This window comes from Streptomyces djakartensis (assembly GCF_014651075.1).
Classification (GTDB): Bacteria; Actinomycetota; Actinomycetes; order Streptomycetales; family Streptomycetaceae; genus Streptomyces; species Streptomyces djakartensis.
In genome coordinates, this window is sequence record NZ_BMWE01000004.1 from 321,077 (window position 1) to 344,765 (window position 23,689).

The window sequence follows — 23,689 nt, forward strand, 5'->3', positions numbered from 1 at the left end:
TGGACGTCCGTGTGAGGTGCGCCTGCCCGCCCTGCGGCCTACTACACCCGAAGCTGGGGCATGGGATTCCCCCGGAGGGGTATGAGCGCGGTGTTGCCAGAACGTGGGGAGAGGGGCGTGAACACTCCGCATCAGGTACCGGCCTCCGCCGCACGCGGCTCCGTGCCGCGCCTGGCGGTGTTTCCGCTGGCCGGGCGGAGCGGGGTCCGGGCGGCGGGTGAGATCGCCCTGACGACCCGCGCGATCTGGGAAGGTGTACTCGAAGAGGCCGTTCTCGAGGATGACGACGTGTACTACCTGGAGCTGTCGGACGTGACGTTCGTCGACGTCGCGGGCGCGAGTGCGCTCGCGGCCGCCGCCGGGCGGCTCCAGGACGGGCGTCGCTTCGTGGTGCGGCGGCCGCCGTCGGCCCTGCGCCGCACCCTGGACCTGCTCTGGCCGGACCAGGCGGGTATCGAGGTGTCGACGTCATGACAGCAGCCGTGTCCGAGCCCTTCGGCCCCCCGGAGCCCTTCGTCCACCCCGCCTTCTTCTACCGGGACGAGCGGGAATACCTCGACGTCACCGTCCCCTTCGTGCGCGACGCCCTGGCGGCCGGCGAGCCGGTGGCGGTCGCCGTGCCCGGTGAGAGGCTGGAGCTGATCCGCGACGCGCTGGGCGACGCCGCCGCCTCGGTGCGGCTCCTCGACATGCGCGAGGCCGGACGCAACCCCGGACGGATCATCCCCGGCGTGCTGCGGTCCTTCGCCGACGCCCAGCCGCCCGGCAGCCGGGTGCGGATCATCGGCGAGCCCATCTGGGCCGGGCGTTCCGACCTCGAGTACCCCGCCTGCGCCCAGCACGAGGCGCTCATCAACGCGTCCTTCCAGGGCCGCGCGGCGACCATCCTGTGCCCGTACGACGTCGAGCGGCTGCCCGAAGAGGTCCTCGCCGACGCGCACGCCACCCACCCCACCGTCATCCGCTCCGGATCCCGGCAGGAGCAGGACAGCGGCACGTACGCGCCCGGTGACGTCGTCGCCCGCTACAACGAGCCGCTGCCGCTCGTACCGGACGCGCTGACCTTCGCCTTCGACGCCGACTCCCTCTCACAGGCCCGGCACGTGGCCGTCGGGGAGGGCTCCCGGCACGGCCTCACCGGCGTCAAGCTCGACGACCTGGCCCTCGCCGTGGCCGAACTCACCACCAACAGCGTGGTGCACGGGGGCGGCTCGGGCGTGATGCGGGTGTGGACCGAGGACGGCCACGTGGTGTGCGAGGTGCGCGACCAGGGGCGCCTCGTGGACCTCCTGGCCGGACGCCGGCCCGTACCCCGCGGTCAGCGCGGCGGACGCGGACTTCTGCTGGTCAACCTGATCTCCGACCTGGTGCGGGTGCACACGGGCGCCGACGGGACGACCGTACGCTGCTGGTTCGCCCGCTGAGGAGCGGCTCAACTCCCCAGCGGATCCAGCGTCAGCGGTTCGATCCGGCCCTCCAGCATCGCGCCGAGGCCCTGCACGGCACACACGTCCGGACGCTCGGCGATGTGCACCGGCATGCCGGTCGCCTGCCGCAGCATCTGATCCAGGCCCGGCAGCAGCGCGCTGCCGCCGACCATCATGATCCCCCGGTCGGCCAGGTCGGCCACCAGGTCGGGCGGGCAGTCCCGCAGCACCTGCCCGATACCGTCGAGGACGGCGGTGAGCGGCGTCTGGATGGCGTCCCGTACGGCGGCGGTGTCGACCTGGACGGAGCGGGCCAGTCCGGTGGCGACGTCCCGGCCGTGGATCTCCGTGGAGGCCGGGCCGTGCGGGGTGAGGCCGTTGCCGGACAGGGCGATCTGCAGCGGCCGTACCGACTGACTGGGCAGCATCAGCTCGTGCTCGTGCCGCAGGTGCTGCACGATCGCGTGGTCGACGGCCTCCCCGCCCACCGGAATGCGCTCGGCGGTGACGATCGAGCCGAGGGACAGCACCGCCACCTGAGTGGCCGCCGCCCCGCACACCATGATCATGGTGGCCTCGGGCTGGTCCACGGGCAGCCCGCAGCCGACGGCGGCGGCGATCAGCGTGTCGACCAGTTCCACGCGCCGTGCCCCCAGACCGACCAGCGTCTCGATCGCGGCGCGCTGGGCCAGCGGGTCGGCGTCGTGCGGGGTGCAGGCCGCCGCCCGCAGGATCGGCTTGCGGCGCAGGCTGCGGCGCATCTTGTCGCCGAGCAGGTGCCGCAGCATACGCTGCGCCATCTCGATGTCGACGACGGTGCCGCCGGTGACCGGCCGTACCACCCGGATGTAGTCGGGGGTGCGGCCGGTCATCTTCTCCGCGAGTTCGCCCACCGCGATCAGCGCCCCGGTGCGGGTGTTCACGGCGGCGGCGGACGGCTGGTCCACGACGAGCCCGGCGCCCTTGACGTAGACGCGGGTGCGGGCCGCCCCCAGGTCGACGGCGAAGTGGCAGCGGCGCAACTGCTCCAGACTGGCGGTCATGGCAGGTCCTCCCGAGAGCACAGACCGTGGGGGGCCGCCAGGTGGCGGGCCTCGCAGACGTGGGGCCGCCGGGTGGCGGTCCTCCCTCGCATCGTGCGCGGGAGGCGGCGGGACCGCCTTTCTGAGGGGGCCGGGCGGGGCGCCGCCGAACGGGGGGTTTGTACAGTCCCTGAACTCACCGCCCGACGACCCCCCGGATCACCCCCAGCTCCACCAGATCCTGCGGCCGGATGCGGAGCTGGTCCGCGGTCGCGTCGACCTCCCTGGGCGGTCGCTTGAGGATGGCCGCCGCCAGTTCGGGGGCTATCACCGAGAAGTAACTGTCGGGCGTGGCCCAGGTGTTGCCGGGTGCCGCCAGGGCCAGCGCACCCCCGGAGCCGCCCTCGCCGATCACCAGCGTCGTCACCGGCGTACGGGCGGACGCCACCGCCCCGAACAGGTCGGCGATCGCCGGGCCCGCGCCCTGCCGCTCGGCTTCCGCGTCATTGGCGGCGCCCGGGGTGTCCACGAGGGTCAGCACCGGGATGCCCAGCCGGTCCGCGAGGCGGATCAGCCGGGCGGCGGTCCGGTAGCCGGCCGGGCGGGTGGCGGTCCCGGTCTGCGCCGCGTACGCGACGGTACGGCCCCCGTGCTCGCCGAACCCGCACAGCATGCCGTCAGGGTCCGTGCCGCCGCAGCGGTCGCCGCTGACCGGGACCCGGTGGGTGAAGTAGGCGTCCAGGTAGGCGGCGGCGCGTGGGCGCCGGGGCGAGCGGGCGCGCCGGACGGCGTCCCAGCCGGTGGCGGGCAGCACCGCGGTGTCGCCGAGCGGTTCGGGCGGCGGTGCGGGCGTGGTGGACGGGCACGTCAGCAGCCGCAGCCACCGCCCCAGCGTCTCGCGCAGTTCCTCGGGCCGTACGACCGCGTCCGCCGCCCCCGCCGCGACCTGCGCCTCCGCCGTGTACGCGGCCGGGTCCGCGTCCGCCGGCCGTACCCGGGAGCCGGCGAAGCCGATCTGGGCCCCGGGCAGCGCGAGGACCACGTCGGCCCCCGCGCCGAGCGTGGCCCAGCCGCCCCCGGTGGTCGGGTCGCGCGCGACGGCGACCTGGGCCAGACCGGCCTGCCGGGTCAGGGCCGACTGGCGGGCCACCCGCTGGAGCTGGGTCAGGGCGAGCATGCCCTCCTGCATCCGGCTGCCGCCGGTGGCCACCAGCGGCACCACCGGGAGGCGGTGCTCACGGGCGTACGTGTACGCCGCCTCCAGCCGGTCGCCGGTGCGCCTGCCGAGGGACCCGCCGAGGAAGCCGAACTCGAACGCGATCAGCACGGCCCGGACGCCGCCGACGCGGGCGGTGCCGCAGACGACGGACTCCGTCTCGCCCGTGCGTTCGGCGGCACGGGCGAGCGAGGCGTCGTAGCCCGGCCAGCAGAGCGGCCCGTCCGGCCTCGACTCACCCGTGGGGACGGGGAGTTCGCCGAAGGTGGAGTCGTCGGCGACGGCGGTGACCACGCCCCGGGCGGAGAGGCGCTCAGCCATGCGCCAGTGCCCGCTTCATGATCTTCCCCATGTCGTTGCGGGGCAGCGCGTCCAGGTGACGCACGACCCGCGGACGCTTGTGCGGGGCCAGCCGCCGCGCCACATGGGCGGCCAGCTCCTCCAGGGCGGGCGGCGACTCGGGATCCGCCGGGACGATCCACGCCACGATCCGCTCGCCCAGGTCGTCGTCGGGCTCCCCGGTGACGGCGGCCTCCCGCACCCCAGGATGCTCCAGCAGCGCGTTCTCGATCTCACCGGCCCCGATCTTGTAACCGCCGCTCTTGATCAGGTCGGTGGCCTTGCGGCCGACGATCCGGACATAGCCGTCGGGGTCGCGCACCGCCATGTCACCGGTGCGGAACCAGCCGTCGGCGGTGAAGGCGGCGGCGGTGGCGTCGGGCCGGTTGAGGTACCCGGTGAACAGGTTCGGGCCGCGCACCTGGATCTCGCCGACCGTCTCCCCGTCGTACGCGGCGACCTCCGAGCCGTCCTCCTCGACCAGCCGCAGCTCCACGCCCGGCAGCGGCACCCCGACCGTGCCCGGGCGGGCTTCGCCGTCGGCACGGATGCTGGTGTTCATCAGCGTCTCGGTCATGCCGTACCGCTCGATCACGCGCCGCCCGGTCGCGGTCGCGATCCGGCCGTGGTCGTGCACGGGCAGCGCGGCGGATCCGGACACCAGCAGACGCGCCCCGGTCAGCGCCCTGACCAGCTCGGGATCGCCGGTCACCGCCTCCGCGATGCGGTGGTACATCGTCGGCACCCCGAACAGCATGGTCGCCCCGGTGTTCAGCTCACGGGCGACGCCCTGGGTGGTGAAGCGGCCCAGGTGCCGCACCGACCCGCCGCGCCGCAGCGGGCCGAGGACGCCCAGGACCAGGCCGTGCACATGGAACAGCGGCAGCCCGTGCACGAGGACGTCGTCACCGGTCCACTCCCAGGCGTCGGCCAGCGCGTCCAGGGTCGAGGCGAGCGCCCGGCGCGGGATGACCGCGCCCTTGGGCGGGCCGGTGGTGCCGGAGGTGTAGACGATCAGCGCCGGGTCGGACTCCTCGGCGTGCGCCTCGGGCACGGGGACGGGACCGGTGCCGTGCACGTCGACGTCGAGGCGGGGCAGGTCCCGCACGGGGGCGGGAAGCCGGTCGTCCGGAGCGGTGAGCACCAGGCCGGGCGCGCTGTCGGACAGGATGTGCCCGAGCTCCCTCTCGCCCGACTTCGGGTTGAGCGGCACGGCGGGCACACCGGCCAGCAGCGCGGCGACGACGGCGACGGCGGTCTCCATCGTGGGGGTCGCCCAGACGGCGACCCGCCGGGCGTCCCGGAGGCGTCCGGCTGTCGCACCGGCCGCCGCGGCGAGCTCGCCGTAGGTCAGCGAGCGCTCGCCGAACCGTACGGCCGGCCGGTCGGCGGGGGCGTCGGTCAGGGCCGGGAAGAGAGGGGTCACGCGTCACGTCTCCTTAGCTGTCTGCCTGAGCTCTGTCTGCCTGCGCCGCCGCGGGGACGACCGGGACCACGATCCCTCCGTACACCATCGGCCGCCGGATGAAACGCTCACGGCCGACGCCCGTGCGGACACGGTGTCGCGGTTCCGGAACCGGTTGTTAGCCTGCTGCGCCGGAAGACGCCCGAGAATGGAGTCGCCGTGGCCGGCACCCCGCGTATCGCGCTCGTCACCTACGACCCCGGGGGCGAGGAGAGCAAGGACCGGGACCTGCCGGTACTGGTGGACGCCCTGCGGGAGGCCGGGGCCGAGGCCACCGCCGTCCACTGGGACGATCCCCGCGCCGACTGGGCCGCCTTCGACCTCGCCCTCATACGCTCCACCTGGGACTACAGCTGGCGGGCCGGGGAGTTCACGGCGTGGGCCGAGCGGTGCGGGAAGGTGACCCGGCTGGCCAACCCGGTGGACGTCGTGCGGTGGAACGCGGACAAGAGGTACCTCGGGCAGCTCGCGGACGCCGGGGTGCCCGCCGTGCCCACCCGGTACTTCGCGCCGGGCGAGCCGGTGGACCTGCCCGCCGACCGCGAGTACGTCGTGAAGCCCACCTCCGGCGCGGGGGCCCGGTACGCCGCCCGCTACCCGGCCGGGGAACGCGCCTCGGCCCTGCGGCACACGGAGCGCATGCACGCCGAGGGGTTCACCGTCATGGTGCAGCCCTATCTGACCGGCATCGACACCCACGGCGAGCGGGCCCTGCAGTTCTTCGGCGGGCGCCTGCTGCACGCCGGCGTCAAGGGCGCCGTCCTCGCCCCCGGCACACCGTACGACGCCGACAAGGTCGCCCACCCGGACATCCGCCCCTGGGAGCCGACCGCCGCCGAACTGTCCGTCGCCGAGCGGGCCCTGGCCGCCGTCCCCGGGCGGCCGGAGCTGCTGTACGCCCGGGTGGACCTCGTCACCGGGGAGGACGGCCAGCCGTGTGTGATGGAGCTGGAGCTGATCGAGCCGAACCTGTTCCTGTGGCTGCACCCGCAGTCCCTGCCGAGGGTCGTGGAGGCGGTGCTGGCCGCCGCCTGCTGAGCCCGGAACGCGAGGCATACGTCCCTCGCTGAGGCTTTTGGTGTAGTGGTACCACCATGCCCTCCGAGTGACGGGCCTGGGCCCCGCTGCTCGCGGTGTGCGCCGGGTACTTCATGGTGATCCTGGACGTCACGGTCATCAACGTCGCCGTGCCGGTGATCGGGCGGGAGCTGTCGGCCTCGCTCACCGGCATCCAGTGGATCACCGACGGGTACACCCTGGTCTTCGCCGGGTTCTTGCTGACCGGCGGCGCGCTCGGCGACCGGCTCGGCAACCGCCGGGTGTTCTGCGCGGGCGTGGCGGTGTTCACCGTGTCCTCGGCGGCGTGCGCGCTCGCGCCCGACGCGCCCTTCCTCGTGGTGGCCCGGCTGGTGGAGGGGCTCGGCGCGGCACTCATCGTGCCCGGCTCCCTGGCACTGCTCCAGCAGGCCTACCCGGAGACGACCGCACGGGCGCGGGCCTTCGGACTGTGGGGCTCCATGGCGGGCATCGCCGCCTCCGCCGGGCCGCTGCTGGGCGGGTTGCTCGTCTCCACAGTGGGCTGGCGCTGGGTGTTCCTCATCAACCTGCCCGTCGGCGCCCTCTGCCTGGCCCTGACGCTGCGGCACATGGCCCGCTCGCCCCGGCGCGCCGACCGGGCCCTGGACTGGCCCGCGCAGGTGGCGGTCGTCGCGGCGGTGGCGCTGCTGACCGCGTCGCTCAACGAGGCCGGGCGGCGCGGCTGGACCGACCCGGCCGTGCTCGCGGGCGTGGGGCTGGCCGTCCTGGCCGCCGCGGCGTTCGCGCTGCGCGAGCGGCTGGCCCGCTCTCCCGCACTCCCGCTGGGCCTGCTGCGCTCGCGCGCCATGAGCGGCGGGGCCGCCATCGGCCTGCTGTTCAACTTCGGCTTCTACGGCATGGTGTTCACCGCCAGCCTGGAGTTCCAGCACCAGCGCGGCTACAGCGCCCTCGGTACCGGACTCGCCCTGTTCCCGGCGGTGGCCATGACGATGTTCGCCTCCGTCCTGTCCGGGCGGCTCACCCGCCGAACCGGCGACCGGCCGCTGGTCGTCTCCGGCATGCTCCTGGCCGCCCTGGGACTGGCCGGCTGGGCAGCCGCGGGCGCCGACCCGGCCTACGCCCTGCTGGTGGCTCCGATGATGGCCGCCGGATTCGGAACGTCCTTCGCCCTCACCGGTTCCACCGCCACGGTGATGGGCGCCGCGCCCGCGGCGTACTCGGGCGCTGCCGCCGCCCTGTTCAACACCACCCGGCAGATCGGCAGCGCCACCGGCGTCGCCCTCGGCGGCAGCCTTCTCGCGTCGGCCGCGAGCTACGAGGCCGGGATCCGGACCAGCATGGGCATCGGCGCACTGGCCTACCTGACGGCGGCGGTCCTCGCGTGGCGGTGCGTACCGAGGACAGCCGTTCGCAGTAAGAGCAGTTGACATGAGCGATGGCTGTTACCTTGCCGATGTGGCAACGTCGACCGCCGTACTTCTCGCTTCGGGCTTCGGACTCGTGTTCCTGGCCACCATCAGTCTGATCACGCAGCTGGAGAGCTATCTGACCCACCGCCTCCTGTCCGCTCTCGAGCGGCACGGGGTCGAGGGTGAGGCGATAGCCGTACGGCAGGACGTCATGGCCGGGCAGGCGCGCGTCCACTTCGAGGTCCGGCTGCCGGAAGGCGAGCCGAGATCCGAGTTCTACGAGCTGTTCCTGACCTCGCCGGGGCCGGTCGGCACGGTCATGCCTGTCGTCTACGACAGCAGGAAGCCACGCCGGGCGAAGATCGGGACCCGGCAGGAGATCGACTTCCGCGCCGAGCGGCGTCTGGTACAGGTGATGGGCGGCGGCGGTCTGGTGATGTTCGTCGTAGGGGTGGTGCTGCTGTTCCTCGCCCGGTGAGGGCGCCGGACCGCCGACGCCGACCTGCGGCGCGGCGCACGGAACCGGTGCCGACGGGCGGGGGCGGACGTAACCGCTCCTGTCCCTACTACCCGCACCACGTCACGACGCCGAGGCCTTCCGCGGGACCGAGGAGCCCCTCAGCCCTGACGGCCGGTGACGGACACCCGCTGCAACAGACCCCAGGTGAACTCCGCGACGACCTCCCACCGCACACCCTCGGCGTCAGGCGCGGTGAACGCCAGCCCCCACCGGGTCGGTGCCGTGCCCTCCAGGGGGCGGGCCGGGGCGAAGGCACGGGCAGCCTCGTCGACCGTGCAGGACCAGGGGACCAGATCGTCGAACGTGCGCAGCCCGGGGCCCGCGGAGCCCGGGGCGCGGACCAGCCACTCGTTCCACACGGCGCCGTTCGGAGCGGTCAGCACCTCGAAGCGCAAGGAGGGCCAGAGGGGCACGGGCCACAGCCAGGCCTCGCAGTCGAGATCGCCGATGCGGCGCGGCGCACGGGAATCCGGCTCCCCCAGCACGGAACGGTAGCGGGAAAGCGGCGCTCGGGACCGCGGCGAGCGGACCATCGCCTGCCAGCGCCTGTTCGCCTCGCGCATGTCGGCGATCGACACGCCCAGCTCGTGGCGGGCGTCCTCCACCAGGCCCGGGTTGTGGTCGGCCATGCGGCGCAGCAGCACCAGCTGGAAGTCGAGCGGGGTGAAGGGGCTAGCGGGGCGCTTTCCGGAGGGCATGGGACCCATCGTCGCCCACCGGGGCGGTACCCGGGCGGCGGCCGTCCGGCAGGAAGAGGACCGAGTTGACGTACCGCGGGCCCCTGAGGAGGGAGGACGGCAGCACGCGGCGGAGCAGGCCGTGGGAGACGACGTGGGCGGAGCGGGCCTGGTGGTCCTCCAGCGGGAACCTCGCCAGCGGCACCCAGGTGTCACCCGGCAGCACCCAGCCGTCATAGCCCAGCAGGGACAGGTACGTCACCACCGGCGCGATCGGCTGGATGCGGGACTCCAGCTCCACGAAGAGGGCCGGGCGGTCCCGGGCCAGCAGGCCTGTCGCGCCGCGCAGGACCGCCGGCTCGTTGCCGTCCACGTCGATCTTGATGAAGCCGACGTCACGCAGTGCCAGCTCGTCCAGCGTGACGCAGGGGACGTCCAGCGACCGGCCGTGGATGTCCCGCCGGACCAGCGACGACACGCCCCGGTCACCCTCGTCGCCCGACGGCAGCCACAGCCGGGCGATGCCCGGCCGGTCCGAGGCGGCGGCACGGATCACCCGTACGTTCGGCGGGGCGGCGGCGGTCAGCACCCGGGCCAGACGAGGCACCGGCTCGACCGTGACGACCTGCTCGGCGAGGCGGGACAACCGGTGCGTCCAGGGCCCGTACCAGCCGCCGACGTCCACGGCCGTACCGCAGCCGGGCGGGCACAGCTCGGCGAGCCGGGCCAGCTCCGGTTCGAACCGGGGGTACAGCGCCCGGGCCGTCGCGGCCACCAGACGCGGGGGCAGGAGGGGAGCGAGGCGGGCGGCCAGGCTGGTCACGGTGACATCCTCTTGAGGAGTTCCTCGTGCTCGTCGTCCGGCACCTGCTCGCCCGACGACGGCAGCAACTGCGGGATCCCGTCGACGATCGGATAGCGGCGGCGCAGCCGCGGGTTGTACAGCGCCTCCTCCCGCCGGGCCTCCTCCTGCCCGGCCTCCTCGGGCAGCAGATGCAACGGGCCCTTGTCGAGCGGGCAGGCCAGGATCTTCAGCAGCGGGTCGTCGGGCTTCACGGTGAGGCCAACTCCTCGGCAGGTGTGGGGGATCGGGGAGCGGAGTCGTGCTTCGGCATGGTCAGCAGCACGGCGACCGCCAGGGCCGTGCCCGCCACCCGCAGCGCGAGCCGCAGCGGGTCGTCCGGCAGGGCCTCGCCGAACGACAGCGTGCCGAGCACCGCCGTGAACAGACTGGTCACGGTCGTGCACACCGGCACGATCAGCGACGCCCGGCAGCGCTGCAGCGCCGCCTGCGACATCACCAGGCCGAACACACCGGTGAACAGCAGCAGATACGGATACGGGGAGCCCAGCAGGTCCAGCACCGCGCCGCCGATCCCGCTGGTCGTCAGGTGACTGGACACGCCCTTGATGGCGAGCGAGCTGACGCCGTACAGCAGGCCCACGGCCACCCCGTACTCGACGCCGGTCGTGGGCCGCCGGTGCCGGTTGCGGGCCCGCCGCTCGGCGGAGCCGTACAGCCACACCCCGCCCGCCAGCGACGGCACGCACACCAGCAGGATCAACGGGTAGGGCGCCTCCTGGCTGACGCTGTCCGCGCCCTCGCGCAGCGACAGCACCACCATCAGCAGGGCGAGCAGGATCGCGCCCAGCGCGTACCGCTCCCGGCCGGACGTCTCCTCCCCGAGCAGCCGGGCCGACAGCAGCACGAGCAGCACCAGACCGGAGACGAAGATGCCCTGCGCGGCGGCGATCGGCAGGGTGCGGTAGACGACGAGCTGGGCTCCGAAACCGGCGGCGAGCGCGAGGGAACCGCCGATCCACAGGGGGCTGCCGAGGACGAGACGCAGCAGCCGGGCCGGCTGCCGGATCGTCACCTCGGGCAGGGAGGTGAGCGCCCGTTTCTCCAGCACGAAGCCGAGGCTGTACAGGGTGTTCGCCAGCAGGGCCGCGGCCACTCCCCACCACATGGGCTACGTCCTCCTGGCGTGCAGCAGCAGGATCGACGCCAGGCGGGGGCGGACGCAGGCCAGCCGGTCCAGCAAACGCAGCGGGCGCGGTACGCCGTGGAAGGGAGCGCCTTCGAGCCGTACGACGGTGAACCCGGACACGGCGACGAACTCCTGGAGCGCGCGGGCGGTGTAGAGGCGCAGGTGTCCCACCACCTCCTTGCCCGGACGGCCGTGGATGCCGCGCAGACTGACCTCCGAGAACACCGGCTGCACACCGGCCAGCAGCAGGGCGCGGTTGTACCAGGCGGCCAGGTTCGGCGTGGACAGCATCAGGTGCCCGCCGGGCCGCAGGACCCTGCGGATCTCGTCCAGCGCGGCGTCCGGATCGACGAGATGCTCGATCACCTCGCTGAACAGCACCGCGTCCGCTGACTCGGAGGCGAACGGCAGCCCGCCGCCGGTCAGTTCGCCGCGCACCGCGTACGGGATGCGGGTGCGGGCCCGTCTGAGGGCGTCCTGGGACCAGTCGACGCCGATGACGCGGTGGCCGGGCAGGAACGGGGCGGCGGTGGCGGCGGCGGTGCCGTCGCCGCAGCCGATGTCGAGGACGGTGCGGCTGCCGGTGCCGTCGGTGGCCGGGCCGAGCGCCCGGGCCAGCATGCGGGCCTGGCGAACGCCGCGTGAGGTGCCGGAGGCGACGGGCACGGCCGGGTTCTCGTAGAAGTCGCGCAGCTCGCGGGGCGGGGGCGCGGCGGTGGGGGCCGTCGGTGTCACGGGGTCACCTCCGTGGTGTGCAGATGGTGCTCGAAGAGGTCGCGGAGGCGGGCGCCGTCGCCGTGGCTGAGCAGCGACCTGGACCAGCGCAGGGCCAGGTGGAGGCGGCCGGCCGTGGACGCGGTGGTGACGGTGAGGCCGCGGGGCATCCGGGCCGGCGCCGAGAACCAGACGGCGTGCGCGCGGCCCGCCTCCTCGCCGAAGTCCAAGGGGTACGGGATACGGCCGATGTTGCTGAGCAGGGTCGTCGACGTCCAGGGCGCGGCGGCTCTGCGCAGGCCGCGGGTGAGGGCGGCGCGGACGCCGACGGGGGCCCAGGGGGTGGTGAGGAGGGTGGCGCCGTGGCCGAGCTGGGGACGGGGCAGGGACTTGAGGGCGCGGGTTCGCTCCGCGGTGCGGCGGAGGAGGGCGGACATGTCTGAGACGTCCAACTCCGCGGGAAGGAAGGGGACTTCCACGAGGCGGGTGCCGTTGCCGATGGGCATCGTGGTGTCGCGGGGGCGGTCGTCGACGGGCATGGTGATGCGCAGGGGGCGAGGGCGGGTGCCGTGTTCCCTGTTCCAGTGGGCGATGGTCAGGGCCGTGGTGACCATGAGCTGGTCGTTGACGGTGTAGGGGGAACCCTTGGGGCGGTGGGGGAGGGGGAGTTCGGCCACGAGCATGCCGTTGCCGGGGGAGGGGTCCGGTGTGCCTGGAGCCACCCGGGCGGGGGGTGACCAGTTGGCCGGGAGGTCCGGGATTTCGTGGGGCGTCCGTGCTGCGCGGGTGGGCGGGGCGGCGGGGGCGTTGTCGCGGCCTCCGTACAGCTCCGCGGCGGTCGCGAGGACGCGGAGGCAGGCCGGGCCGTCGAGGGCGGTGTGGTTGATGGTGAGGAGCAGGACCGTGCCTTCGGGGGTGCTGGGCGTCGGTGCCGGGGGCGGGGGGTTCCGCAACCCGGCGTTGCGGGGTGCCTCCCCCAAGCTCTCGGCTTCGCTTGAGCAGGGGGGACCCCCATCGCCCACCCTCCCCCAAGCTCCCGGCTTCTCCCCCAAGTTCTCGGCTTCGCTCGAACAGGGGGGACCCCCATGAGCAGGGGGGACCGCCCCAGCGGCACGACCGCCCGCAGCGCGGGCGAGCTCGACCACCTCCAGCCGTATCGGCGGCGACAGCGACAGGGGCGGGGCCTCCGCCAGGGCACGGGTCCGGGCGTTCTGGAGGGCGCGTGGGCCCGCTGGGGTGAAGGTCACGACCTCCGTGTCCGGATCGGCCGTCAGCTCCCACTCGTAGCGGCGCCGGAACCACGACCCCGGGGCCTCCCGCATCAGGATGCGTGGGTGCCGGTGCAGGGCCTCGGTGAACGCCTTGCGCAGGCGCCGCTCGTCGAGCGGGCCGGGCAGATGGACCTCGATGTGGACCGTTTCCGGTTCCTCCTCCTGGAGGCAGTGGCGGGACACCTCGTCCACCACCGGGAACGGGATGCGTACCGGTGCCGTCATGCGGGCTCGTCCTCCCCCCGTTCGCGCAGACTCACAAGGCCCGCGAACAGACCGGTCAGCGCCAGTAGCTGGGCCAGGTGACCGAACGCCCCCTCGCCCGCCCCCACCGGCTCCCCGGCCCCCACCGCGGCGGCGATCCCCGCTCCCGCCAGGGCCACGAACGCGATCGGCACCAGCAGCGTGTGCCGCCTCGCCGCGAGCAGCGCCAGGGCCGGGACCAGCAGCGCCGGCCAGCCCGCGATGACGGCCGCGACCAGCGTCAGCGCCACCGTGCCGAGCCACAGGCCGGGCAGCGGCGGGGCGGGCTGCGGTGCGTCGGGATCGGGGGCGCGGCGGCGCCACAGGGCGAGGCCCAGCAGCACCGCGATACCGACGCCGCTGCCGATCAGGCCGGCGTCGTAGGTGGTGGCCGGTTCGTACGACAGCTTGACCGTGCCGCCCGCCCCGGCGGGGATCCGCCAGCCCTGCTGCCAGCCGTCCAGCCGCAGCGCAGCCAGCTCCTTGCCGTTCAGGGTGGCCTTCCAGCCGTCGTTGAAGTTCTCGTAGGCCGTCAGGTACGAGGCCGCGCCGGAGCCGACCGTGACCTCGCGCCGGTCGCCCAGCCAGTCCCGGACCTTCAGCTCACGCCCGGCCGCGGCGGCCTCCGGGACCGTCCCGCGGGTCAGGGTCACGTCCGTCAGCGTGAGCGGGCCCGCGTCACCGCCCTCCAGCCGGTGGTCGCCCGAGGACAGCTCCACCTCGGTCTCGTCCTGGCCCTCGCGGCAGAGGGTGATGTCGACGGGCCGTCGCTCCGTGAGGTCCCGCACGGTTCCCCTCGCGCTCGTCTGGTACAGCTCGCCGTCCAGCGCCACGTCGGGTCCCTTGCCGCACGGCAGCGAGAACTTCCGGGTGCTGTCCGGCTGCGGGGTGCGGTACTGGTCGAGGGAGGGGATGTACGCCTCCGTCATGCCCACGGGGAGCCGCAGGTCCTCGTCGGCGACCGGGTTGTGCAGGGTCAGCGGGGCGGTGTCGGTGACCGTGATGTCGAGCCGGTCCGTGGTGATCGGCGGGAAGCGGACCCAGCCGTTCTCGTCGACGGCGGCGATCGTCGCCCCGTCCGGGGAGCTGATGTGCACCTGGGACGCGCGGGTGGACAGGCCGCCGGCGGGGGCCAGGACCAGTTCGCCGACCGGCTGCTCGCCCTCCCAGCTCAGGTGGATCGTCGGCCGGCCGCCCGCGATCCACGCCGTCGTCAGGTCGCCGTCGGTGAGGTTGCGTGCCGACAGCCCCGCCCCGAGGCCCGCCGTGGAGTCGGCCGTGGCGACGATCCGGGACCGCTGCTCGGGCGCGACCTCGTACAGCAGCCGGTCGAGTGCCTCGCCCGGCACGGGTACGGCGCTCGCCCGCACCTCGTACGTGCCGGCGGCCGGTGTCGTGAAGCGGCGGTGCAGCCCGGCCTCGGTGCCGGTCGCGGACAGGCCCGTCGGGTCGGACGCCCGGTGCAGGGAGACGACCGTGGCGGCCGGAGCCGCCTCGTCGGCGTCCGACGGGAGCCGCAGCAGCCGGGTCACCCGTACGTCCGGCAGGGTGATCTCGGAGAAGCCCGCGCCGGTGAGTCCGGCCCGGCGTTCCACCGAGTCCACGATCGTCAGCTTCATCCACCGCGTGGCGCCCTCCGGTGCCTTGACGCGCTGCGCCTTGCCGTTCGGCTGGAGGAAGCTCGTCTTCGAGCCCTTCTCCGTCTCCACCCGCACCTTCGTCGCCGCCGCCCGCACGCTCTCCTGCGGCAACGGGGTGACCTTGAAGGAGGCCGGCAGGTCGTAGGAGCCGGTGAAGCCGATGCGCAGCCACTGCCCGTCCGGCGTGTCCGGCGCGCCCTCCGTCCAGGCGGTGTCCGGGTTGCCGTCGAAGGCGTTCACCGGGTCGAACTGCGGCAGGTGGAAGAGCCAGTTGCCGTACGAGGACGCCGTCACCGAGCGGGCGCCGCGCAACTCCGCCACCGTCTGGTGACCGCTTCCCCCGACGGGCAGGATCTGCCGCGGCTTCCCGCCCGGGTCCTGCTCGCCGTCGGGCGCGTTGCGCTCGTCACGCGTGTACGTGTACGACGTGTTGGCGTTGACCAGGCCGAACCGGGTGTCGGCCCGCCGCATCCCGTCGCCCACCACCTGCACGGCGGGTGTGCCGAGCCCGGGGTGGTTGTCACCGGTCAGCACCGCCGGCCGCCCGCGCAGCCGGGACGCCAGCGGCAACAGCGCCTCCGGGCCGCCGGACACCACAGCGGTGTCGGAGACCGGCATCAGCCCCGCCTGCCCGGGCCGGAGCACGTCCTGCCCGGCCGGCCGGTAGATCTCCACCGCCCGCTGCCGCGGGTACAGCCCCTCGACCTGGAGCGGGGCGCCCCGCGCGATCCTGCCGCCGGTCATCACCGGGCCGAGCCCCGTCACCCGCTCGTACCCCGACTGCTCCAGCGTCCGTTTGACGGTCGTGGTCGGCACGTGGCCGATCTGGTCCGGGTCGAGGTCGTTGCGCACCACGACGTAGTACAGCCCGGCGCGGCTCAGATAGTCGGCCAGGCCCGGGACTTCGCCCCCCGTCATCAGGGCCTGCTCGACCGCGTCCATCGCGCGCCGGTTGCCGGGCGTGCCGAAGGGGACGTAGTCACGCTGCGCCCAGCGGGACTCGGCGAGCACGTCCAGCGGCTGGTCGATCGGCGAGCCCCAGGTGTACAGGCCGTGCGCGGTCGCCGGGACGACCAGGGCGCGCGAGTCGGGCGAGTACTTCTCCAGCCAGTCGGCCGTGGCCTGCCAGTAAGCGGGGAGCTTCCGGAAGGAACCGGGGTTGAGGATCGAGCCGTTGAGGTACGGCCACAGCAGCCCCGGCAGGATCAGCACCGCCGCGAGCAGCGGGGCGAGACGCCGGCCGCGCACCGGCCGGGCCCCGCGCGGCTCGGCCGCCACACCCACCAGATGGGCCAGACCCAGCACGAGCGCCAGCGCGAGTCCCGTCTGGAACTTGTAGATGTTCCGGAACGGCGACAGCCACCCGTCCAGCCAGCCCTGCACGACCCCGTGGAACGGCGCCCCGAACGCCCCGCCGTACCCGGCGAGCAGCACCAGCGCCGTCACCAGCACGGTCAGCACGAGCCACCGCCGCTCGGGCATGTCCCGCCGGGCGAGGCCCGCCAGCCCCAGCCCGGCGGCCAGCGCCGAGCACACGACCACCACGACCGACGAGGCCACGGCCCATCCCGCGGGCAGCCACGCCTCACCGAAGTGCAGGTAGGCGACCCAGTTCCCTGCGCCGCGCAGCGCCTCGGCGGCCGACATGGTGTCGGTCGTCGTCCGCGCCGTCTCTATGTAGGGCAGGAAGTTCTCGCCGTAGACGCCGAGCAGCAGCAGCGGCACCCACCACCAGGCCGTCACCACGATCACGGCCGGGGCCCACCAGGCGATCAGCTTGCGCTGCCGAGGCCCGGGCGGCCGGGACAGCAGATACAGTCCGGCCGGCAGCAGGGACGCCAGCGTCGCCGAGGCGTTCACCCCGCCCATGAACGGGACCAGCAGCGCCGATCGCAGGGCCGCGACCCGGGCGGCGTACTTCTCGTTCGTCAGCGGCAGCAGCACCCACGGCAGGAACGCGCCGGGCAGCGCGGCGGCCGACGTCGACCCGATGACGGTCGTGAACACCGGCCACAGCGCGTACGCCACGGCCGCGAGCAACCGCGAAGCACCGCTCCCCACCCGCAGCCGCTCCGCCAGCCGCAACGCCCCCCAGAAGGCGACGGACACCACGACCGACAACCACAGCCGCTCCGCCAGCCACACCGGCAGCCGCACCAGGTCGCCCAGCCAGTAGAACGGCAGCATCGGCCACAGATAGCCGACGTACTGGTCCTGGATCCCGCCGAAACCGGCCCGGTCGTGCCACAACTGCCCGAGATCGGCGAGGAACCGCCCCGGATCGACGGTGACACCCAGCTTGGTGTCGAAGGTCTGCCGCCCCGGTCGCACCACCAGGAACAACACGAACACCACGGCCCAGAAGCCCAGCAGCCAGCGCCGCGACCGCGGGCCCTCGGGCGGGCCCGCCGCGGCCGCGGTGGTGGGGACGGCTGCCGGTGGAGGAGCCTGGACCGTGGTTGTCATCTGGATTCCTCCGTGGGTACCCCCGTCTGCAGGCGGGGGAGGAAACGGACTCCTGCCGAGCAGGGCAGGGGAAGCTGAATCGCCTTCCGGACGGACCGACGCTCATCACTAAAAGTCACCGCTTGGCAACAAGTTGTGATGATAGTTTGTGAGTCATGGCCACTCATGTGAAGCGGGCGTTCAAGTACCGCTTCTATCCGACCGATGCGCAGGCGGCCGAGCTGTCGCGCACGTTCGGATGCGTGCGCAAGGTCTACAACATGGCCCTCGCCGCCCGCACCGAGGCCTGGGCGCGGCAGGAGCGGGTCAACTACAACCAGACCTCGGCCATGCTGACCGCGTGGAAGAAGACCGAGGAACTGGCCTACCTGAACGAGGTGTCCTGCGTTCCGCTGCAGCAGGCGCTGCGGCACCTGCAGAGCGCCTTCGCGAACTTCTTCGCCAAACGCGCGAGGTATCCGCGGTTCAAGGTGAAGAAGAAGTCGCGTGCGAGCGTGGAGTACACCTCCTCCGCCTTCCGGTTCCGTGGCGGCCTGCTGACTCTGGCGAAGATGGCCGACCCGCTGAACATCGTCTGGTCCCGCCCCCTGCCCGAGGGGGTCGTACCGAGCACGGTGACGGTGAGCAGGGACAGCGCCGGGCGCTGGTTCGTCTCGCTGCTGTGCGAGGATCCCTCCATCAAGCCGCTCGTAGCTGCCGGTACAGCGGTGGGTATCGATGTCGGTCTGGACCATCTGCTGACGCTGTCGACCGGGGAGAAGGTCGCCAATCCCCGGCACGAGCGTCGGGACCGCGTCCGCCTGGCCCGGGCGCAGCGGGAGCTGTCCCGCAAGGCCAGGGGCGATGGTGCCAACCGGCGCAAGGCGCGGGCGAAGGTGGCGAAGATCCATGCCCGGATCACTGATCGCAGGCGGGATGTGCTGCACAAGCTGACCACTCGACTCGTGCGTGAGAACCAAACGCTCGTGATCGAGGACCTGACCGTGCGCACGATGGTCAAGAACCGGAGCCTGGCCCGCGCCATCAGTGATGCCGCGTGGGCGGAGTTCCGGAGCATGCTGGAGTACAAGGCCAGCTGGTACGGGCGGGAGGTGGTCGCGGTGGACCGCTTCTTCCCCTCCTCCAAGCTGTGCTCCCACTGCGGCACTCTCCAGCCGGAGATGCCGCTGAGCGTCCGCATGTGGACGTGTGAGAGCTGTGGTACGGCCCATGACCGGGACGTGAACGCGGCGAACAACCTTCTGGCCGCCGGGCTGGCGGTGTCTGTCTGTGGAGCCGGTGTAAGACCTCAACGGAGAACTCCGGGCGGGCAGTCGGCAATGAAGCAGAAAACCCCACGGCGCGAGCCGTAGGAATCCCCCTCGTTCATGAGGGGGAGGAAGTCAAGTGGGACACCGCCGCATGATGAGGAGGAGGTTCCAGGTGGCGAACTCGCGGATCCCGGGCGCCTTGACGACGGTCTCCGCGAGGAACGGCCAGTAGCGGGAGCGCGCCGAGACGACCGTGATGTCGTCCCGGGCACGCACCTGCCGCAGGGTGGAGCCGATGTGCACCGCGAACAGGTTCTCGCCGAGCCGGTGCTTGGCGGGCCTGCCGGTCCGCCGCGCGTAGCGGGCCCGGGCCCGCTCGGCGCCGAAGTAGTGCCACGGGGCCCACTCGTGCCCGCCCCACGGCGACAGCCAGTTGGTGAACGACACGTAGATCAGCCCGCCCGGCCGCGTCACCCGGGCCAGCTCACTGAGGAACGTCTCCGGGTCGGCCACGTGCTCCAGCACGTTGGAGGAGAAGGTGACGTCGGCGACCCCGTCGCGGAGGGGCAGCAGGTACCCGTCGGCAACGACGGCCGAGTCGGGCGGCCTGTCACCGAGTTCGGTCAGGTCCGGTTCGAAGAGGAACGCGTGCGCCCCGCGCCGCCGGAACTCCTCCGTGAAGTACCCGCTGCCGCCGCCGACATCGACGACGGTGCGCCCGGCGACGGGACCGTCGTACGCCTCGACCTGGTCGGCCGCGTCGCGGGCGAGCAGCGAGTAACAGCCTTCGGGATCGTCCTGCTCACGCAGGAAGGCACGGAACAGGGCGAGAGATCGTCGGAACGAGGGATCGTGCCCGTAGGGGCGCGGGGCAGTGACATGTGAGGCTCCGCCGCGTGGGCGCATGAGTGGTGTCACGGGGCCCAGCCCCTCACCGCCTCCGTGGCGACAGCCCTGAACTGCCGAACCGTCCGGTCCCACCGATACGAAGCTGCCCGCTCCCGCGCGGCCTTCCCCATCAACTCCCGCTCCCGCCCGGCCAGGGCAAGCGCACACCAGGCGGCCGCGAAGGAGGACTCACCGCGTGCGAGGACCCCCGTCTCACCGTCGACCACCGAGTCCTTCAGCCCCGGAACGTCGAAGGCCACACTCGGTGTCTCCCGGGCCGCGGCCTCCGTGACGACGAGTCCCCATCCCTCCACGGCGGAGGGATGCAGCAGCAACCAGGCCTCGCACAACAGCCGGTGCTTCTCGGCCTCCGACACGTAACCGGTGAACTCGACTCCGGGACCGGCGAGTTGTTCGAGCCGGGATCTCTCCGGCCCGTCCCCGACGATAAGCAGCCGTCCGCCGGTCACCGGCCGCACCCGCTCCCACAACCGCAGCAGCAGATCGATCCGCTTGTACTCGACGAGCCGGCCGACGGCGACGAACAACGGCTCCGGTGAGCGCTCGGCCCTCGGTCCCGGCTCCTCGACCCCGTTGTGCACGACACGGATGCGCTCCCGCTCCACACCGATCGCACCCAGCGCCTGAGCGGTGGAGGAGGACACCGCGACCAGCAGGCTCCGCTGCTGCGCCCCGGTCAGCGCCCAGTGTTCGAGTCTTCGTCCGATCCGTGCCGCGGGCGCCAGCGGCCCGCCGAAGCGCATCTTCCACAAGTCCGTGTGGACGTGGTTGACCAGGCACAGCGTGGGCCCCCGGTGCCACAGGGGCGCCAGGTAGGGCACGCCGTTGCACACCTCGACCAGCAGATCGCAGTCGCCGACCTGGCGGCTGAAGGCCGACCGGGCGCGCAGGTAGTGGGCGTAGGGCCCGCCCGCCGACACGACACGGTAGTCGCGGAAGGCCGCGGGTCCACCGCACAGCAGGGTCACCTGGTGGCCCAGCCGGGTCAGGCCGTCGGCGAGCCTGTCGACCAGCAGCTCGGAGCCGCCGGCGGACGGGTTGTCCAGATCACGATGGGCGAGGAAGACGATCCGGCGCGGATGTGGGGGGAGCGCCGGACGGTGCTGCGGCGCGCTGGGGGGCGCGGCGCGCAGCTGGGACGGTACGTGCTGGGGCATGGGTGCTCCAACTCGTTCGGGGTGCGGAACTCAGCGTGGGAACGTGGGGCGGACCGATGCGGGGGATCGGCCTGTGGGGGGCCTGAGCTCTTCCTGGGAGGGGAGTGTGGACGGGTCGTGTTCGGGGTGGGGTTGGACAGTTTTCGCCCGGACCATCGCCACGGCTACTCACCGGCGTGACAATTTCGGGCTTTGTCGGAGCTGACGTCACATCACATCGTGAGGGTCGGCTGGGGCGTATCGGAGGTTTCGGATGAAACAGGCTGATCCGGTTCCTTTCGTCCACGTGCCACGAGAACCCCGCCCGTCACCGCGAGTACGAACCCCGCCGCTGCCGCCCCGATCGGCAACGTCTCGCCCAGCAGCCGCAGTTGCCCGCTGTCCCGCTTCGCCTGCCGCACCGCTTCCCTCTGCGTCCCGGTGGTGAACGAGACCTTCCGGCTGTCCAGCAGCACCGCCGCGTCCTTCTTCCCGCCCGGTGCCCGCAAGGTCCGCCTGGGTCCCGTCTGCGCGTAGAGCACGCGGCCGGTGGCCTGGTCGACGACCAGTTCCAGCCCGTGGTTGGAGTACCACTCCTCGGCCAGCACCTGCGGCCGGTCCTTCTGGTCGACGAGGCGGCCCGGCACCATCCGTGTACCGGTCCTGGTCGGCGGCACGGAGCCGGTGAACCTGTAACCCGTGTACCCCTGGACCTTCTCGGTGCCCCGGTAGCGCAGCACGACCGTGTCGCCGAGGGTGTTGTCCCACCACTGGTAGGAGCGTTTCTGCACGTCGAAGGGGAACTTCAGATAGGCCTCGCCCTCGAAGTACGGCTTCTCCCCGCAGCAGTGCACGGGCCTGGTGGTCTGCCGGTCCATCACCCACCGGTGCGGCTTGAAGTCCAGCGCGTCGTGCGGGTCGGCGGCCGGCAGCGACTTGTCGGTGTCGACCGACGTGATCACGTCCCACACGGCAGCGCCGCTGCGTTCGCTGTCCTCGACGTCGCCCCGGACCCGCTGGGTCACGGTGATCTTCCGGCCGGGCACCGTCTCGATCCGGTCAGTGTCGAAGACGCTGCCCCGGCCGGTGTAGACGGCGGTGGTGTCGATGTCGATCGGGTTCACCGCGGCACGCGGTTGCACATACCAGGCGAGCAGTGGTGCCAGCACCAGCAGGAAAGTGCCGAGACCCAGCAGGACCAGGGAAAACGGAGAGGTTGTACGGCGCATCCGGGCACTCCAGTGGCTTGGGACGGCTCGACGTACGAGGGGGGCGGCACGGCTCGGCGTGCGGCGCGTGCGGCTGGGCCGGGAACCGTAGGCCGCTCTTGACGGGGTGTCAATGCTTGTCGACACTGGGCGCGACGGGCAGGGACGGGACGCCGGGGTGGGGACGACCTCCGGATGATCTCCGGACGAAGCCGGACAGAGAGGCTGACCCTGCGATGTCCAGACTGGTAGCCGCCGCGCTGACCGTCACGCTCGCCGCCGCCCTCGCCGTGGGCGCGGCGCTGGGCGTCGTCGCGCTGCTCGAAGCCACGCCCGACCAGCCCAACACGCCCCTGATCACGTACGAGCAGACCGGGCAGGGGAGTTGACGGATGGCGGCCGCCCGCACCGGAACCGTCACCACCCGCTCGGCCTGGCACGACGTACCGCGCTTGCAGGTGCGCCGGTTCGCGGCCGTCGCCATGGCCGAGGCGCCCGCGCTCGCCGAGGAGATCCTCGGGGAGATCCAGCGCGAGTACCCCCATCTGCCCTTCGTCCTCGACGACTCCGGCGAGCCGATGGCCCTCGTCGGGATCCGCCGCGCCATCGAGGTCTTCGTGCAGCACCTGGAGAACTCGGAGGGGCGGCCCACCGTCCCGCCCGGCGTCTTCCAGGACTTCGGCCGCGGCGAGGGGCTGAACGGCCGCTCGCTCGACTCCCTCCAGGCCATCTACCGCCTGGGCGTACGCCTGGCCTGGCGCCGCTTCGCCGACATCGGCCAGCGCGTGGAGATACCGCCCCCGGCGATGTACGAACTCGTCGACGCGGGCTACGAGTACCTCGACGGCCTGGTCGACCAGTCCGTACGCGGCTACGCCGAGGCCGCCGCCCGCCAGGCCGGCGAACGCCTGCGTCTGCAACGCCGCCTGATGGAGCTGTTACTGGCCGAGCACCACCGCGGCGACCCCACCGAGGCCTTCACCGAACGCGCCGCCCGCATCGGCTGGCCCCTCCCGGCGAAGGTCGCGGTCGGCGTCCTGCTCCGCCCCGCCCGGGAGGCCATGGCCCCCGCGGTCGGGCAGGACGTCCTGCTCGACATGGAGTACGAGCAGCCCCGCATGGTCGTCCCCGAGCCCGACGCGGCGGGCCGCCACGAACTGCTGCACCGGGCCCTGGCCGGCTGGTCCGGCGCGATCGGCCCGCCCGTCCCGCTGGCCGACGCGGCGAAGTCGCTGCGCTGGGCGGAGGCGGCGGTCCGCCTCATGGAACGCGACCTGCTCCCCTCCGGCGGGGTCCTCCACTGCACCGAACACACCGAGGCCCTGGTCCTCCTCCAGCCCGAGGAACTCATCGACGACCTCGCCCTGCGCTGCCTGGCCCCCCTGACCCACTGCGGCCCCACCCACGGCCGCCGCCTCGCCGAAACCCTCCTGGCCTGGCTGGAGACCAGGGGAGGAGCCCCCGAGGTCGCGACCCGCCTCGGCGTCCACCCCCAGACGGTCCGCTACCGCCTCCGCCAGATCCGCGAACTGTGGGGCGACGAGATAGACGACCCCGACCGCCGCTTCGAACTGGAACTGGTACTGCGCGCGCAGCGGCTGCGGGGGGAGCTCGGCGGGAAGAGCCACCGGCGCCGGAGCTGAGCTGCCCATTGCCCGGCCCCCTCACTATGGCTAGCCTGTGTTCGTCATGCCGATCGCCTGTTGATATCTCGAACGCAGGCGCCTGAGAACACATAGGGAGGGGGA

General features: G+C 72.9%; 21 protein-coding genes. 8 read left to right on the forward strand and 13 right to left on the reverse strand.

All coding sequences use genetic code 11. The features are described 5' to 3' along the window. Positions 1 to 117 precede the first annotated feature (117 nt). Together IE212_RS09370 and IE212_RS09375 are read left to right on the forward strand one after the other, a co-directional pair. The gene (locus tag IE212_RS09370; protein WP_229864167.1) at positions 118 to 474 is read left to right on the forward strand and encodes an STAS domain-containing protein; all 357 of its coding nucleotides are present in this window, start codon (positions 118 to 120) and stop codon (positions 472 to 474) included. After that, a complete protein-coding gene (locus IE212_RS09375) occupies positions 471 to 1,424 on the forward strand; it encodes an anti-sigma factor RsbA family regulatory protein (protein ID WP_190197264.1) in 954 nt (317 codons plus the stop codon). Before IE212_RS09370 ends, IE212_RS09375 begins: the two co-directional genes overlap by 4 nt. 8 nt (positions 1,425 to 1,432) lie before the next feature. Here IE212_RS09375 and IE212_RS09380 read toward each other — a convergent pair whose 3' ends face one another. The 3 genes from IE212_RS09380 to IE212_RS09390 all read right to left on the reverse strand — a co-directional run bounded on the left by IE212_RS09380 (position 1,433) and on the right by IE212_RS09390 (position 5,430). Next, positions 1,433 to 2,470 (reverse strand): rod shape-determining protein, encoded by a 1,038-nt coding sequence (locus IE212_RS09380; protein WP_190197265.1) that lies wholly within the window; start codon positions 2,468 to 2,470, stop codon positions 1,433 to 1,435. Between the two features lie 175 nt (positions 2,471 to 2,645). Next, positions 2,646 to 3,986 (reverse strand): carboxyl transferase domain-containing protein, encoded by a 1,341-nt coding sequence (locus IE212_RS09385; protein WP_190197266.1) that lies wholly within the window; start codon positions 3,984 to 3,986, stop codon positions 2,646 to 2,648. After that, positions 3,979 to 5,430, reverse strand: coding sequence for an acyl-CoA synthetase (locus IE212_RS09390; protein WP_190197267.1), 1,452 nt, complete (start codon positions 5,428 to 5,430; stop codon positions 3,979 to 3,981). The genes IE212_RS09385 and IE212_RS09390 overlap by 8 nt, the downstream gene beginning before the upstream one ends. A 198-nt stretch (positions 5,431 to 5,628) precedes the next feature. Between IE212_RS09390 and IE212_RS09395 the strand changes: the two genes are divergently transcribed. From IE212_RS09395 to IE212_RS09405, 3 genes are all read left to right on the forward strand, one after another. After that, entirely contained in the window at positions 5,629 to 6,507 is an 879-nt protein-coding gene (locus IE212_RS09395; RefSeq protein ID WP_190197268.1) for an ATP-grasp domain-containing protein, read from the forward strand. A gap of 95 nt (positions 6,508 to 6,602) precedes the next feature. Beyond that, positions 6,603 to 7,934, forward strand: a complete 1,332-nt coding sequence (locus IE212_RS09400; protein WP_229864170.1) for an MFS transporter — start codon at positions 6,603 to 6,605, stop codon at positions 7,932 to 7,934. 28 nt (positions 7,935 to 7,962) lie between these two features. Continuing rightward, positions 7,963 to 8,394, forward strand: coding sequence for a DUF3592 domain-containing protein (locus tag IE212_RS09405; RefSeq protein ID WP_190197269.1), 432 nt, complete (start codon positions 7,963 to 7,965; stop codon positions 8,392 to 8,394). A gap of 140 nt (positions 8,395 to 8,534) precedes the next feature. Here the strand turns inward: IE212_RS09405 and IE212_RS09410 are convergent, their stop codons facing one another. The 7 genes from IE212_RS09410 to IE212_RS09440 are packed head-to-tail and all read right to left on the reverse strand — an operon-like array spanning position 8,535 to position 17,438. Beyond that, on the reverse strand, positions 8,535 to 9,134 hold the full coding sequence (locus tag IE212_RS09410) for a hypothetical protein (RefSeq protein WP_190197270.1): 600 nt from the start codon (positions 9,132 to 9,134) through the stop codon (positions 8,535 to 8,537). Then, positions 9,109 to 9,936: an FkbM family methyltransferase gene (locus IE212_RS09415; protein WP_190197271.1), complete on the reverse strand. Its 828-nt coding sequence runs from the start codon at positions 9,934 to 9,936 to the stop codon at positions 9,109 to 9,111. The genes IE212_RS09410 and IE212_RS09415 overlap by 26 nt, the downstream gene beginning before the upstream one ends. Further along, positions 9,933 to 10,169, reverse strand: coding sequence for a Trm112 family protein (locus tag IE212_RS09420; RefSeq protein ID WP_190197272.1), 237 nt, complete (start codon positions 10,167 to 10,169; stop codon positions 9,933 to 9,935). The genes IE212_RS09415 and IE212_RS09420 overlap by 4 nt, the downstream gene beginning before the upstream one ends. Next, positions 10,166 to 11,071 (reverse strand): hypothetical protein, encoded by a 906-nt coding sequence (locus IE212_RS09425; protein ID WP_190197370.1) that lies wholly within the window; start codon positions 11,069 to 11,071, stop codon positions 10,166 to 10,168. The genes IE212_RS09420 and IE212_RS09425 overlap by 4 nt, the downstream gene beginning before the upstream one ends. Positions 11,072 to 11,086: 15 nt before the next feature. Next, entirely contained in the window at positions 11,087 to 11,839 is a 753-nt protein-coding gene (locus IE212_RS09430) for a class I SAM-dependent methyltransferase (RefSeq protein WP_190197273.1), read from the reverse strand. After that, a complete protein-coding gene (locus IE212_RS09435) occupies positions 11,836 to 13,314 on the reverse strand; it encodes a condensation protein (protein ID WP_190197274.1) in 1,479 nt (492 codons plus the stop codon). Before IE212_RS09435 ends, IE212_RS09430 begins: the two co-directional genes overlap by 4 nt. Next, positions 13,311 to 17,438, reverse strand: a complete 4,128-nt coding sequence (locus IE212_RS09440) for an alpha-(1->3)-arabinofuranosyltransferase domain-containing protein (RefSeq protein WP_190197275.1) — start codon at positions 17,436 to 17,438, stop codon at positions 13,311 to 13,313. Before IE212_RS09440 ends, IE212_RS09435 begins: the two co-directional genes overlap by 4 nt. Before the next feature lie 155 nt (positions 17,439 to 17,593). Here IE212_RS09440 and IE212_RS09445 point away from each other — a divergent pair, with 155 nt between their 5' ends. Then, complete coding sequence (locus IE212_RS09445) at positions 17,594 to 18,790, forward strand: RNA-guided endonuclease InsQ/TnpB family protein (RefSeq protein ID WP_190197276.1); 1,197 nt, start codon at positions 17,594 to 17,596, stop codon at positions 18,788 to 18,790. A 30-nt stretch (positions 18,791 to 18,820) separates the two neighbouring features. On the opposite strand, the gene IE212_RS09450 is transcribed toward IE212_RS09445, so the two are convergent. From IE212_RS09450 to pgfA, 3 genes are all read right to left on the reverse strand, one after another. Then, entirely contained in the window at positions 18,821 to 19,594 is a 774-nt protein-coding gene (locus IE212_RS09450; protein ID WP_190197371.1) for a class I SAM-dependent methyltransferase, read from the reverse strand. 8 nt (positions 19,595 to 19,602) lie between these two features. After that, entirely contained in the window at positions 19,603 to 20,754 is a 1,152-nt protein-coding gene (locus tag IE212_RS09455; RefSeq protein WP_190197277.1) for a glycosyltransferase family 4 protein, read from the reverse strand. Between the two features lie 212 nt (positions 20,755 to 20,966). Beyond that, positions 20,967 to 21,962, reverse strand: a complete 996-nt coding sequence (gene pgfA / locus IE212_RS09460) for a cell envelope lipid trafficking protein PgfA (protein WP_190197278.1) — start codon at positions 21,960 to 21,962, stop codon at positions 20,967 to 20,969. 215 nt (positions 21,963 to 22,177) lie between these two features. Here pgfA and IE212_RS09465 point away from each other — a divergent pair, with 215 nt between their 5' ends. Both IE212_RS09465 and IE212_RS09470 read left to right on the forward strand, forming a co-directional pair. Beyond that, a complete protein-coding gene (locus IE212_RS09465) occupies positions 22,178 to 22,330 on the forward strand; it encodes a hypothetical protein (protein WP_190197279.1) in 153 nt (50 codons plus the stop codon). Positions 22,331 to 22,333: 3 nt separating this feature from the next. Beyond that, the gene (locus tag IE212_RS09470) at positions 22,334 to 23,584 is read left to right on the forward strand and encodes a PucR family transcriptional regulator (protein WP_190197280.1); all 1,251 of its coding nucleotides are present in this window, start codon (positions 22,334 to 22,336) and stop codon (positions 23,582 to 23,584) included. Positions 23,585 to 23,689: the final 105 nt, after the last annotated feature.

Coding starts and splice junctions, on each gene's coding strand:
- IE212_RS09440 (WP_190197275.1), bottom strand. CDS start 17,438: ATGACAACCACGGTCCAGGCTCCTCCACCGGCAGCCGTCCCCACCACC.
- IE212_RS09445 (WP_190197276.1), top strand. CDS start 17,594: ATGGCCACTCATGTGAAGCGGGCGTTCAAGTACCGCTTCTATCCGACC.
- IE212_RS09380 (WP_190197265.1), bottom strand. CDS start 2,470: ATGACCGCCAGTCTGGAGCAGTTGCGCCGCTGCCACTTCGCCGTCGAC.
- IE212_RS09465 (WP_190197279.1), top strand. CDS start 22,178: ATGTCCAGACTGGTAGCCGCCGCGCTGACCGTCACGCTCGCCGCCGCC.
- IE212_RS09470 (WP_190197280.1), top strand. CDS start 22,334: ATGGCGGCCGCCCGCACCGGAACCGTCACCACCCGCTCGGCCTGGCAC.
- IE212_RS09410 (WP_190197270.1), bottom strand. CDS start 9,134: ATGCCCTCCGGAAAGCGCCCCGCTAGCCCCTTCACCCCGCTCGACTTC.
- IE212_RS09435 (WP_190197274.1), bottom strand. CDS start 13,314: ATGACGGCACCGGTACGCATCCCGTTCCCGGTGGTGGACGAGGTGTCC.
- IE212_RS09375 (WP_190197264.1), top strand. CDS start 471: ATGACAGCAGCCGTGTCCGAGCCCTTCGGCCCCCCGGAGCCCTTCGTC.
- pgfA (WP_190197278.1), bottom strand. CDS start 21,962: ATGCGCCGTACAACCTCTCCGTTTTCCCTGGTCCTGCTGGGTCTCGGC.
- IE212_RS09385 (WP_190197266.1), bottom strand. CDS start 3,986: ATGGCTGAGCGCCTCTCCGCCCGGGGCGTGGTCACCGCCGTCGCCGAC.
- IE212_RS09450 (WP_190197371.1), bottom strand. CDS start 19,594: ATGCGCCCACGCGGCGGAGCCTCACATGTCACTGCCCCGCGCCCCTAC.
- IE212_RS09455 (WP_190197277.1), bottom strand. CDS start 20,754: ATGCCCCAGCACGTACCGTCCCAGCTGCGCGCCGCGCCCCCCAGCGCG.